The organism is Neobacillus sp. YIM B06451, assembly GCF_032667185.1.
GTDB lineage: Bacteria > Bacillota > Bacilli > Bacillales > Cytobacillaceae > Bacillus_D.
In genome coordinates this window covers 618,907-631,207 of the sequence record NZ_JAVFKJ010000001.1, presented here as the reverse complement: position 1 = coordinate 631,207, position 12,301 = coordinate 618,907, and the positions used below count along the sequence as shown (strand labels likewise).

The following is a 12,301-nucleotide window of genomic DNA, read 5'->3' as shown; positions in this document are numbered from 1 at the left end:
CACGTTTCCTTAAAAATTGAACACTATACTTGCACTTACATATTGCCACTGTGCATATTTGATTGCAAACATTCCCGCTTTGCGGCATGTGGATGGTGCGGGTATGGGTTTGTACATTGTTTATGTCCATTTGTCATCATCATCAATCCATTGTTTATTATTTAAGTCATATGATTTTACATCATCATGGAAGACAAAATATGCAGGTATTTTCAAACCATCTCCACCCGCTTTTTCCCAGCATTGATTAAACCAATCCGTAAATACTTTTTGTTCTTGCGTATTCAGCACCTCTTCATTCTGCTCGTAAAACTCAAAAAAATCATCCAACTGACTTTCGTTAAGTTGAAAGTATTCAACTTCTGTAAGTACCTCACTCCCAGCAAAAACCGTTAAGTCATCCCCTTCATGAAAAACTTCATTGGCTTCTTTATCCATTGAAAACAATCGAATAGATAGTTCAAACCTTGTAGGCTCAATAAATGCAGAGAAATCAATTAAATCTATTTCCGAAGAAAAGTTATAGGTAAAAATAGTTTTTAAATTCCCTACCAAAACATCAGTTTGTTTTTCAAGGTTTGCTTTAATTGAATTTAAATAGCCATCCACTGAAAACATACATACCCCTCCATGATTAAGGAATTTTGCTGATTAGTTCAAAACGAAAAATTAGCCGATTCATTAGTTCTTTATTTCTCTTCAGTGCCACTATTCCCTCTTTTGAGCAGCACTTAATAAAATTTGAAAAGCCGTATAGGGAACTACAAACCCCATACGGCTTCTTATTGCAACGTAGGACGCAAATGAATTTGACGAGCGCCTGCTCCTGTTTATGTGACGAGGATAAATTTTTTAAAAAAACTGGCTGGTTCATTCATAAAAGTAAACTCAAAAACTTATGGACGATCACCGATCCAGTACAACTGGGTACCTGGGTAACTCCTTCCATGTTTATAAAAATTTTCTATAGCCTACGCCAGTTCGCAAAGTTTAGCGCAAAAACTTAAAAGTCGCATGCAAGAACGTCTTAACACCAATTTCCAGCGCATCCTCATCAATGGTGAATTTTGCGTGGTGATGTGGATACACAATCCCTTTGTCTTTGTTGCCTGCTCCGACATAGAAGAACGCGCCAGGAGCTTTTTGCTGGAATGCGGAGAAATCTTCTCCTCCCATGTTCGGGCGCATGAGGTCGAGTGTTTCTTCGCCGAATACTTCGAGGACTGTTTCTTCAATAACCTTCGTGACCTCGGCATCATTAATGACCGGGCGGTAGCCGAATTCATATTTGAAATCATAGGTTGCAGCATGGGCTTCGGTGATTCCTTTGATGACCCGTTCCATCACCGCAGGCATGGTTTCTCGCAATTTCGGGTCGAAGCTGCGGACTGTACCGCACATTTGCACGGAGCCCGGGATGACGTTATGAGTTGTTCCGCCAATGAACTGGGTGACGGACAGTACAAGATTGTCTAGCGGGTCGGTATTCCTTGAAACTACGTGCTGAAGGTTTGTGACAACCTGGGCGGCAATCGCAATCGAATCGATTGTCTGATGCGGAAGCGCTGCATGGCCACCTTTTCCTTTTACGGTAATCCAGAATGTATCAGGTGCGGCCATCATCGGGCCGTACACAACGCCAATTTTCCCAATCTCAAGCGGTGACCAAAGGTGAGTTCCGATGACGAGGTCGACGCCGTCCATAACCCCGGCCGAAACCATTTCCTCGGCGCCGCCTGGAAACAATTCCTCGGCGTGCTGGAACAGAAAACGGACTTCCCCTTTAATCTGGTCCTTCAAGCCAGAAAGCACTTTCGCCGTCCCGAGAAGCATCGCAGTATGGCCGTCGTGACCGCACGCGTGCATGACGCCAGGGTTTTGTGATGTAAATTCGAACTCATTTTCTTCCGTGATTGGCAGCGCGTCCATATCGGCGCGGATGGCAAGAACCTTACCTGGCTGTCCGCCAATGAGCCTCGCCATAACACTCGTTTTTGTCGGCCTCGACAATTCCAGCCCGCCAAATCCGGCAAGTGTATCATAAACAAATTGTGCTGTCTTTTCCTCTTGGAATGACAATTCCGGGTTGCTGTGAAGGTACCTTCTCCACTCGACAACCTGAGCAGAAATCTGCTCTGCCAGTTCGTTCAAGTTTAATGTTGCGCTTGTTTCCATTTTCCCCATCTCCTTCGATTAGTTTGCCAGTTTTAAAAGAGTCCTGTATAACACGTCCGCTCCGGCGGCGCAATCTTCCTGGGATGTCCATTCAGCAGGGTCATGGCTGATGCCGTTTTTCGAACGGACGAAAATCATGCCAATTGGCCATAAACCGATGAATTGCATCCCATCATGGCCGGCGCCGCTAGGCAGGGTCATTGTTTGTAAACCTGCTTCTGCAATTGACTCACGAACCGCCTGCTGGATTTCTTCGTTACAAGGTGCGGGTGGTATCCGCTGCAGGTCTTCGACAGTTAGTTTGACCCCCTGTTCCTCAGCTATCCTTCCCGCTTCTTTTAAAATTGCCCTTTCAACCATATCCCGGGTTTCTTCATTAATATCCCTTAGATCGAGCGAAAACTCTACCCTGCCTGGAATGATGTTAATTCCGCCTGGGAAAAGATTGAGCTGGCCGACCGTTCCGACGGACGTTCCTGTTTTAATAGCCTCCTCCTCAATCATCAACATCATCCGTGCAGCTGCTGTCATTGCGTCGTGGCGGATGCCCATTGGCGTATTGCCTGCATGGCCGGCCTCGCCTTCCACCGTAAACTTCATCCAAAGCGGTCCGGCAATGCCAGAAACAACTCCCACCGCTAAATTCTCTTTTTCAAGAACCTTTCCCTGCTCAATATGTAGTTCAATATATGCTTTCACATCTTCTTTTTTCCGGGCGGCCTTGCCGATTTCTTGAGGGTTGAACCCCGCTGCTTCCATCGCCTCCGCAATGGTAATGCCATCCTTGTCCCTGTTTTCAAGTTCTTCATTCAAAACCAGTCCAGCAATCGCGCGGCTTCCGAGCATCCCGAAGCTGAAGCGAGCCCCCTCTTCATCCGTGAAGGCTACAACCTCAATCGGATGCTCAGTTGTTACTCCTTCTTCCTCCATCGTCTGCAACGCTTCGATTGCCGACATCACGCCAAGTGGCCCATCGAAATTCCCGCCGTCAAATACGGAATCGATGTGCGAACCAGTCATAACGACAGGTGCACCCTCAACTGTGCCTTCCCTTCGGCCAATCAGGTTTCCGGCTTCGTCTTCCCTAACCGAAAGGCCCGCCTCTTTCATGAATTCAGCGATTAAATCCTTCGCCTCCCGCTCTTCTTTTGTAAAAGAAAGTCGGGTAACTCCCCCGTTCTGTGTCGCTCCTATCTTACTAAGCTGCTGCAGCCTCTCCCACAGCCGGTTCGAATTTACCATTCATAACATCTCCAATTAACGAATTATCATATAATTATAAAACTTTTTATTACGAAATGCGAACAACAAATGCGAACAGTGCCTGTCACTCCCCGAATTTTCTTGTTTCACAGAGTGTTTCACGGCGCTCTTGTTCTTTTACACGCCGTTTAATTGTGTCTAAAAAGTGGCAGTTTTCGATATCCGCCTTGAAATTTTCGATATCATTGAAAAAGTGGGGGATAAATTCAAAAAAGTGGGCGAAAAAATCCAAAAAGTGGGCGATATATTCTGGAAATCGGACGATACGCCGTGATTGTGAACCTAATCCATCCTCTATTCCAAAGCGAACCTGCCATTTCACACCGTAAAAGACGGCATTTCGCCGCCCTTCGCATAGGAAATCCTATTTTAAAAGAAAAGCTCAACAGATTTCTTCGTTTCAACTGTAAGCTTGCCGCTCTTCACTACGAAAAGCTTGGCTGGCATGTCGATGACTGCGTTAGTTACAGATTGAGTGTCAAGAAGGACAACGTCAGCGTTATTCCCCTCTTCAATGCCGTACCCGGAAACTTGCATCGCTTTTGCAGGGTTTGTTGTAATCATCGGCAATACGGTTGGCAGGTCATCCGCTCCGCCAAGGTGGGCCGCAGGGATTGCGAGCATCGCAGTTAGCATCACGTCGCCTGTTCCGTATGGCGTGAAGGCGTTGCGGATGTTATTTGTCGCGATGCACATATTGACGCCTCCGTCCCTAAGCGCTCTGATCGGAGTCAAAGCGCGGCGAACGTTGAACTCATCGTGCCTTCCGCCCAGGTGAAGATCGGTTGCGGGTAAGCTCATGACGCTGATTTCCGCTTCAGCCATTTTTTCAATGATTGGCTGCAAGCGTTCCTTTGGAAGTGCTCCTAGTGCAGTCAAGTGGCCGACGGAAACTCGTCCTTGGTAGCCTTCTTTTATTGTTTTTTCACAAACGTATTCGATGTTCATTCCGTCGGCACCATCTTTGAAGTCCTGATGGAAGTCGATGGGCTTGTCGTATTTCTTCGCAATTTCAAATACGAGGTCGATATGTTTATCCCATGGAGTATCGTTGTAAGGGATTCCGCCAACAACATCCGCGCCCATATCCATCGCTTCGTACATCATTTTTTCTGTTCCGGGCGCTTTCAAAATCCCTTCCTGCGGGAAAGCAACAACTTGGATATCTACGATGCCCCTGTACTTTTCCTTCAGTTCCATAACGGTTTCGAAACCTGTAAAGCCTTGGGAAGGATCGAACTCGGAATGCGTGCGGATGTGGGTAGTACCATGTTTGATTAGCATTTGAAGGGTACGTTCCGCCCGGTCGGCAATATCCTCTTTTGAAAAAGTAGGCTTCAGCTGGGCAGTTACCGACAGCGCCTCCTGCAAAGTACCTGATTTATTTGGAAGCCTGTCGGCAATCAGCGCTTTATCCAAGTGGATATGGCTTTCGACAAGGCCAGGGATTAATACTTTTCCGTTCCCTTCGATAACCCTCGCAGCATCCACATTCAGTTCTTTTGCAATCGCTTCAATTTTTCCGCGTTTGATGGCAACGTCTTTCAGCTCTTCACCATCTTTTAGCCTTACTTGCTTGAACAAAATATCCATCATACTGTCCTCCAGATTTTACGTTTTCCCTGCTTTAATAATTTTTAAATTCTCTCATCCATCATACGGAACGGCTGTATTCTCCGCAATTAATTCGTTTTTTTAGAATAAAACCAAATCTGAAAACTCCATATCCCAGCCTTAACTTACCTTGATTTTTTGTCATTTGCCAAGACAATTGCTATACTAGTATTATTTCTTAAAAAGAACCATTTAGAGAAAGAAGTTGAACGATATGAAAACAACTGTTGTGTACAAAACAATCGGTAACCTTGAAGTGAAAGGGGATTTTTATCCAGCATCGGCCAACTCGGCGCCAGTGATTATGTATATACACGGAGGCGGCCTCATTTGGGGCTCCCGCGAGGATATGAAGGAAGAGCAAATCAGGCTTTATAATGACGCGGGTTTTGCCGTGTTCTCCATCGATTACAGGCTTGCCCCGGAAGTAAAGATTCCTGAAATCAAGCAGGATGTAGAGGATGCACTCGATTGGTTGAGAACAGAGGGTGCGGCCCAATTTGGAATTGACCCGGAGAAAATTATCGTTTCGGGTGGTTCTGCTGGCGGCTACCTTTCCCTTTTGAGTGGGACATTAGAAACAAAGCCGAAAGCGATCGTTTCCTTCTATGGGTATGGAGATATTACGGGCAACTGGGCACTTAAACCAAGCCCATACTTTCAGGCGATGGCCAGGGTTCCAAAGGAGCTGCGGACCATGCTTGTAAAAAAGGACCCGATCACTGTAGGGCCAATCACCGAACGATATGGAATTTATTTATATGGAAGGCAAACCGGAGATTGGATTGGGGATGTATCAGGAATTGACACCCTCTTCGAGAAGAAGCAGCTTCAAAAATGGTCTCCTTTTTGGAATATCAATGCGAATTACCCACCAACAATGCTTCTGCACGGCACGAAGGATGACGATGTTCCATATGAAGAATCGGAACAAATGGCCCAAAAGCTGACTGAAGCGGGAGTCCAAAACAAACTGATTACTATACCCGGAGGCGCTCATTTATTCGATGAAAAGATGGACGACCCAGCGGTGAAGGATGCATTCTCCGAAGTCATCAACTTCCTGAAATCGGTTATTTGAAGACCAGTTAAAGAAAATCAATTATCTAAATAACAACCTTCTTAAAAGTCGCGCGCTTCGAAAAATACATCTTTAAACAAAACAAACCGGACTGGAACTGCCAGCCGGTTTGTTTTGTTCTTCTTAGGAAACTTTAAATAGAACATTGTTGAAAACTCAAAATGAGTTATTGTAATCCAGCTTCAGCGCCTAGCCCCTCGAGGTCTTAAGCCGGTTCCCTCCGGAGGGCAGGCCCGTCCTCGGAAATGCTTGCATTTCCTTCGTGCGTGGGCGAATTCAGGGGTGACATTCAGTGTCCTGCGGGCCCCGTCTTAAGCTTGTCGGGGCTAACCAAGGCGCTTGCGCATTTTGTTTTAATCAGCAAGTTCTTTATTCTTAAAAATCCTCATCGCGAGGAAGAGTAATATGGCGAGGATTACTGCCGTAAGCACGATCGTCATACTCCCATCCTGTTTAAGGCCATCCTCGAGAAGATAGCTTGAGGCGTATGTTGGCAGCATCCCTGGGCTCCATTCAAGAAGGTGTGCGAGCGAACTGCTGACAAGAGAAAGAATGATGACGATTCCCGCGCCTGCAAACCCCGCAGCGCCGGGAACATTGAATAAAGCGCTGAAAAACAACGTAATCGTGGCAATGAATGTTAGCCATAAGCCTTCAATAAAAAATGAACCAAGAAACGAGTCAAACGGGACCCAATCAAAGAGTAGCCCGGTATAATACCATGTTACAAGATATCCGATAAAGAATGAGGCCCAAAGGAGTAATAGGACGCCAACCCATTTTGCAGCGATATAGTAGCCATGTTTCACGGGCTTAACAAGGATCATCGCGGCTGTCCCGCTTTTCACCTCACCCGCTACGAGGCTCATGCATAAAAGGATAGTAATTATGAATCCAAACATATTGTACTGCCCGATGCCGCCAACGAGCACTTCCGCTGAGGAGGGCGTCGGGATTTCGATGACTGACCCTTCAGGTAGCCCGCCAAGCGAGTCAATAAGCTGCGGCATGTAATAGATTGACAACGGCTCCTGTACGCCGAGAATAATAAATACGATCGGAACCCAGACCCATTTATAGTTCCGCCACATTTCGAGTATTTCTTTTTGCAGAAGGGTTAGGAACTGGCTCATTTTCCCACCACCTTCATAAAAATATCTTCAAGTGTCATCCGGCTGGATTCAATCTTTGTAACCGGAAACTCTCCATTCGCTGCAATCTTCAGTATACTATTCGTAGCTTTATCAAGGTCGGTAACGAAAATCTTCATTTGGCCGTTTGCGACTTCTATGTCATGTACATACTGGGCCGATGCAAAGGCTCCTTTGTAATCTTCTGCCTGGCCATTGAATTGCAGCTCAACCCTCGATTGCTTATGGCGATCCCGTAGTTCAACCATCGTACCCGATTCTACGATTTCCCCATTATGGAGGAAGAGGATTTCATCACAAACTTCCTCGGCATCATTTAAAATATGTGTGGAAAACAATACTGTCGTTTCGTTTTTCAATTTTTCAAGAAGCTCAAGGACTTCCCTTCTGCCAAAGGGATCGAGCGCGGAAACCGGTTCGTCGAGCATAATGAGTTTTGGACGGTGAATCAGCGCCTGGGCGATACCGAGCCGCTGCTTCATACCGCCTGAATATTTGCCAACCTGACGCTTTTTCGCATCAGCAATCCCGACCATTTCCAGTAGCTCCCCGGTCCTCTCTTTCGCTTCCTTTTTCGAAAGCCCGCCGAGCCTTCCGGCGTACGACAAAAATTCCTGGGCAGTCATCCAGTTATAATACACAGGAAACTGGGGCAGATACCCGATAAACTTCCGGAGATCTTCCCCTTTTTTCGCATCCGGGAAAACGATTGTCCCTTCCGTCGGCTCCATCAGCCCGGACAGCATTCTCAGCGTCGTCGTTTTCCCAGCGCCATTTGGTCCAAGCAACGCTGTACATTTCCCTTTTTTTAAAACAAAGTCGAGCCCCTTGATGACTTCGTTTCCTTTAAAGCTCTTTTTAAGGCCGCTAATTTCTACGAGGGGCATTAAGTATTTCTCCTTCCAAAAATGAAATACACAATTGGCCCGATAAAACTGAACACCAAAATAACCAGCGCCCATACCCACTTCGGCCCATTCGTCTCTTCAGTCCGAATCAGGTCAACAATCGCGATAACAAGCAAAACTAGCTGGATTAGCATGATCGGCAGCAAAATGCCTAATCCAATACCGCCAACATCCATTTTTCATTCCCCCTTAACGAATATATGGTGACAATTCTGTGACTAAAGTCTTATTTTATAGTAGCATAAATAGGAGTTGCGTCCATATTTTTCTAATAGATTTTCAGAAAAAATATTATAAGGGAATAAAAAAGATTACTCCCTACTATTTAAGCCAGTATATAACTAACCTACTCGACGGTTAAAAAAACCTCAAAAAAGAGAGCTTGCCAAGTGGCAGGCTCTCTTTCAAATACTAAATAAAACGGATTGCCCAGGCTCTCAGCAAGTTGTTCCTATGACAATTTATAAACCTCAGAATATTTCGCTTCAAGGTACTCAGTAAGGTAATCTGCGTTCAATTCTTCTCCTGTTACCCGGACAATCAGCTCATTTGGCCTGTAAAGTGAACCGTGCTGGTGGATTTTCTCCTTCAGCCACCCGACGATTGGAGCAAAATCACCCTTGGCAATGGCCGCTTCATAATCAGGCATTTCCTTCCTAATGGTATTCAGGATTTGCGCCGCGTATAGGTTGCCAAGTGAATACGAAGGGAAGTAGCCGATGCCGCCAAATGACCAGTGGACATCCTGGAGGACGCCTTCCCGGTCCGTTTCTGGCGTGATTCCAAGGTATTCCTCCATCTTCCTGTTCCAGATGGAAGGAAGTTCATGTACCTCGATTTCGCCGGCCATGAGCGCTTTTTCAATTTCATAACGGACCATGATATGCAGGTTATACGTCAGTTCATCCGCCTCGATCCTGATAAAAGAAGGCTCCACAGTGTTAACCGCCCGGTAGAAATCTTCCTCGCTGACAGCTCCAAGCTGCTCTGGGAAAAACTCAACCATCCTTGGGTAAAAATAGCTCCAGAACGCCCTGCTGCGGCCAACCATGTTCTCAAGGAAACGCGACTGGGATTCATGAATGCCAAAGGAAGTCCCACTTGCCAATACGGTACCTTCAAATTTCGGGTCGATGTTCTGTTCGTAAATACCATGTCCTGCTTCATGGATTGTTCCGAAAAGCGCGGAGCGGACATTGTCTTCAAGATACCTTGTCGTCAATCGGACATCGCCGATCGTGATGCTTTGCGCAAATGGGTGGACGGTTTCATCTAGCCTGCCCGCTTCCATGTCAAAACCGATGATTGGCAAAATGAAGCGGTTGAATTCCTTTTGCTTCTCAACATTGTATTTCTGGCTGAAAATCTCCGAATTTGTCTGGTTCGGCGATTTCTTGATCCGCTCCAAAAGCGCGACGCTTGTGTCCCGCAGCCTTGCAAAAAGTGGGTCTAGCTTGGCCACCGTCAGTCCTGGTTCAAATTCATTGAGCATCGCATCATATCGATGGTTTTCATAACCGAACAACTCGGCGAATTTCCGCCTGAACGCAACAATTTTTTCAAGGTACGGAGCGAAATGGCCGAAGTCGTTGTGCTCTCTCGCGTGCTCCCACGCGTCATTCGCTTGGGCTGTCAAAATGGCGAATGCTTTAAAGTCCTCAGCGGGAATCCGCTTTGAACGATCATATTGTTCCTTCCGCTCGCGAACCTGTGCAGCTGTTACTTCGTCAAGTTCAGCCGATTCAGATGTCAATTCCTCAAGCAGCCTGCCCATCTCTTCTGAAACGGACAGCTTAAACGCTTCCGTCCGCAACGTGCCAATCGATTTGGCGAACTGGGCGCGCCCTTTTTTCGGTGCCATTACTTTCTGATCCCAATCGGCAAGGCCTGATATACTTTGGAAATGGGTAATTTTTTCGTCAAGTGCTTTAAAATCTTCAATTGCTTTCTGTCTATCCATTGATTTTCCCCCCTTTGAAAATTGCCGCCCTTAAAGGGTGGGCCGCTTCCCCATTATACCCGTTTTCTCTCTCCCATCCAAAAATTAGCTTAAATTTTCAAACTACTTTTTTATACAAAAGGAACCATTAAGTCCGTCTTTACGTAGACAAAACGCTAAAATTTCTGTTTCTTCCTATATAAAAATACAAAATTCTACAATTTTCTCCCAATATTGTCGAATATTATGTATACTAGGAACGGACAACTTTGGAAACAGCTCTTCCTATAACCTCAAACAAATCATCAAAAAGGCAAATCCCCTGAAAAGGGGTGGCGCAAAACTATAGGGACTAAGGCGAAATGCTATGTTAGCCAGTTGCTGGATTCGGAAGCGTGTAAATCTATTCAGTGCGCTTTTATTAAGGGGTGGATCGTATGTTGAAAAAGCTGAGTGAAATTAAGCCGGGAGACATTCTGAACGAAAATGTATATCTGGATCAGCTGTTAATCTTAAAGAGGGGCATGTCCCTTTCTCCTATTTTTATCAAAAAGTTAAGGGACCTGGGGATTGAAGAAGTGAACATCATTCATCCTTCTTCCTGGCATGAAGGAACAGCAAGCCATCCCCATAGCCTGAATGATATGAAGAATTCAAAAATGCATATTGAACAATTTTTCAATCTACTGGTGACCATTGGTACCGAAAAAAGATATGGACACCTTCTGTTTGAAATAGATGACCTTAATTTTGCCGAGACGATGTTCATCGGTATTATGAGAGATCGAACAATCTCTTCCCTTTTTTATGAAATGAAGGAATATGACACACTTACTTGGCAGCATTCCTTTGATGTTTTTCTATTAGGAATCCTCCTTGCCAAAAAGATTGGCCTGCGAAACCTGGAGGAGATTGCTATTGGCTATTTGCTGCACGACTTCGGAAAAACGAACATCACTAAAAAGATTCTTGATAAACCGGGTAAACTTACATACGAAGAATTCACGGAAATGAAAAAACATACCATTTACGGGCACAGGTTGCTGACGGAGAACGGATTTTCAGAATCGATAGCTGCTTGCGCCAAAAGCCATCACGAGCGCCTTGACGGATCCGGTTATCCAGAAGGCCTTGAAGCAAAAAATTTGGACATCCCGATGAGGATATTGATGATTGCCGATGTATATTCCGCCCTTACCCTCGAACGGCCGTACCGGCTAGCATACTCACCCCAAAAAGCCATCCAGATTCTGCTCGAGGATGAGAAATGCTACGACCTTGATATTCTCCTCCAATTTATCGATTTGATGAAAATCTATCCCGAGGATGCAGTCGTGAAGCTCTCAAATAACGAAAGAGCAACTGTAGTGAAAGTCATCGATGCAATACCGACCCTTCCCATTATCCGGACTGAAACAAAACGGGAAATTATCAAGCTTCCTGTTGACCACTCATTGACGATTAAGAGGATGCTGAAATGGAAGAAGGTGAATTCCGCTCTTTTATTCGAGTCTTACACAGATGCTCTCCTCCATGGAAGAAACACTCTCGCGTATGATTTATTCTCTGAGCTGACGGAGCATATGAGAATCGAAGAAATGTACGAAGAAGTCATCGGCAAATCCATGGACCGGATCGGTTCTCTTTGGGAAGAAGGCAGGATTTCTATTGCACAGGAACAGTTAGCGTCTTCCGTTACCATGGAACTGTTGGAAGAGCTTTCATTGAAAATTCCCCAGTCCGGGGATAACAATTCCGGAACGATTATCCTTGCCGTGCCTGGAACAGAGCAGCATATCATTCCACTCGAAATGGCGGCCGGCATCATAAAGCTGTATGGATTTAACATCCATATGGTATATGCATCGGTTCCAGATTCCGTACTAGCCTCTCTCATTGCCGATAAGCAAGCAATATGTGTTTGTTTTTCGGTAACAATGGATGAGAATATACCTTGTCTTATCCGGACCTGCGAAAGATTAAAGGAACTCTTTCCTGGGATACCCATCATAGCCGGCGGGCGTGCCGTCCAGGGCAAAAAAATAAAGTCTGCAGATCTAATTGCCAAAACGGTCCTTGATGCGGTTTCCTTTATGAAAACACTCAACTCTTCCAAGGTGTCTTAAAAGGCTGCCCACAAATTAAGAGTCATTTTACCCTGGGCTTAATG

Annotated in this window: 11 protein-coding genes and 1 riboswitch; of the genes, 3 read left to right on the top strand and 8 right to left on the bottom strand. The window is 45.6% G+C overall.

All coding sequences use genetic code 11. The annotated features are described in order from the left end of the window. Positions 1-120 precede the first annotated feature (120 nt). The 3 genes from RB160_RS03035 to RB160_RS03025 form a co-directional block, all read right to left on the bottom strand. Complete coding sequence (locus tag RB160_RS03035) at positions 121-618, bottom strand: Vir family protein (RefSeq protein WP_316568722.1); 498 nt, start codon at positions 616-618, stop codon at positions 121-123. 372 nt (positions 619-990) lie between these two features. Then, on the bottom strand, positions 991-2,175 hold the full coding sequence (locus tag RB160_RS03030; protein ID WP_316568721.1) for a M20 family metallopeptidase: 1,185 nt from the start codon (positions 2,173-2,175) through the stop codon (positions 991-993). Between the two features lie 18 nt (positions 2,176-2,193). Then, a complete protein-coding gene (locus tag RB160_RS03025; RefSeq protein ID WP_316568720.1) occupies positions 2,194-3,417 on the bottom strand; it encodes a Zn-dependent hydrolase in 1,224 nt (407 codons plus the stop codon). A gap of 166 nt (positions 3,418-3,583) precedes the next feature. Between RB160_RS03025 and RB160_RS03020 the strand changes: the two genes are divergently transcribed. Beyond that, positions 3,584-3,712, top strand: a complete 129-nt coding sequence (locus RB160_RS03020) for a hypothetical protein (protein ID WP_316568719.1) — start codon at positions 3,584-3,586, stop codon at positions 3,710-3,712. A gap of 95 nt (positions 3,713-3,807) precedes the next feature. Here the strand turns inward: RB160_RS03020 and RB160_RS03015 are convergent, their stop codons facing one another. After that, entirely contained in the window at positions 3,808-5,034 is a 1,227-nt protein-coding gene (locus RB160_RS03015) for an amidohydrolase family protein (RefSeq protein ID WP_316568718.1), read from the bottom strand. A 232-nt stretch (positions 5,035-5,266) separates the two neighbouring features. On the opposite strand from RB160_RS03015, the gene RB160_RS03010 reads away from it, so the two are divergent. After that, complete coding sequence (locus tag RB160_RS03010; protein ID WP_316568717.1) at positions 5,267-6,133, top strand: alpha/beta hydrolase; 867 nt, start codon at positions 5,267-5,269, stop codon at positions 6,131-6,133. 353 nt (positions 6,134-6,486) lie between these two features. Here the strand turns inward: RB160_RS03010 and RB160_RS03005 are convergent, their stop codons facing one another. From RB160_RS03005 to RB160_RS02990, 4 genes are all read right to left on the bottom strand, one after another. Further along, positions 6,487-7,266, bottom strand: a complete 780-nt coding sequence (locus RB160_RS03005; protein ID WP_316568716.1) for an ABC transporter permease — start codon at positions 7,264-7,266, stop codon at positions 6,487-6,489. Continuing rightward, positions 7,263-8,171, bottom strand: a complete 909-nt coding sequence (locus tag RB160_RS03000; protein ID WP_316568715.1) for an ABC transporter ATP-binding protein — start codon at positions 8,169-8,171, stop codon at positions 7,263-7,265. The genes RB160_RS03005 and RB160_RS03000 overlap by 4 nt, the downstream gene beginning before the upstream one ends. Next, entirely contained in the window at positions 8,171-8,368 is a 198-nt protein-coding gene (locus RB160_RS02995; RefSeq protein WP_316568714.1) for a PLD nuclease N-terminal domain-containing protein, read from the bottom strand. Before RB160_RS02995 ends, RB160_RS03000 begins: the two co-directional genes overlap by 1 nt. A gap of 275 nt (positions 8,369-8,643) precedes the next feature. Continuing rightward, a complete protein-coding gene (locus RB160_RS02990) occupies positions 8,644-10,152 on the bottom strand; it encodes a carboxypeptidase M32 (RefSeq protein ID WP_316568713.1) in 1,509 nt (502 codons plus the stop codon). Between the two features lie 281 nt (positions 10,153-10,433). Next, positions 10,434-10,517: riboswitch (cyclic di-GMP riboswitch) on the top strand. Between the two features lie 51 nt (positions 10,518-10,568). Between RB160_RS02990 and RB160_RS02985 the strand changes: the two genes are divergently transcribed. After that, positions 10,569-12,257 (top strand): HD domain-containing phosphohydrolase, encoded by a 1,689-nt coding sequence (locus RB160_RS02985; RefSeq protein WP_316568712.1) that lies wholly within the window; start codon positions 10,569-10,571, stop codon positions 12,255-12,257. Positions 12,258-12,301: the final 44 nt, after the last annotated feature.

Coding starts and splice junctions, on each gene's coding strand:
- RB160_RS03035 (WP_316568722.1), bottom strand. CDS start 618: ATGTTTTCAGTGGATGGCTATTTAAATTCAATTAAAGCAAACCTTGAA.
- RB160_RS03030 (WP_316568721.1), bottom strand. CDS start 2,175: ATGGAAACAAGCGCAACATTAAACTTGAACGAACTGGCAGAGCAGATT.
- RB160_RS03025 (WP_316568720.1), bottom strand. CDS start 3,417: ATGGTAAATTCGAACCGGCTGTGGGAGAGGCTGCAGCAGCTTAGTAAG.
- RB160_RS03015 (WP_316568718.1), bottom strand. CDS start 5,034: ATGATGGATATTTTGTTCAAGCAAGTAAGGCTAAAAGATGGTGAAGAG.
- RB160_RS03010 (WP_316568717.1), top strand. CDS start 5,267: ATGAAAACAACTGTTGTGTACAAAACAATCGGTAACCTTGAAGTGAAA.
- RB160_RS03005 (WP_316568716.1), bottom strand. CDS start 7,266: ATGAGCCAGTTCCTAACCCTTCTGCAAAAAGAAATACTCGAAATGTGG.
- RB160_RS03000 (WP_316568715.1), bottom strand. CDS start 8,171: ATGCCCCTCGTAGAAATTAGCGGCCTTAAAAAGAGCTTTAAAGGAAAC.
- RB160_RS02995 (WP_316568714.1), bottom strand. CDS start 8,368: ATGGATGTTGGCGGTATTGGATTAGGCATTTTGCTGCCGATCATGCTA.
- RB160_RS02990 (WP_316568713.1), bottom strand. CDS start 10,152: ATGGATAGACAGAAAGCAATTGAAGATTTTAAAGCACTTGACGAAAAA.
- RB160_RS02985 (WP_316568712.1), top strand. CDS start 10,569: ATGTTGAAAAAGCTGAGTGAAATTAAGCCGGGAGACATTCTGAACGAA.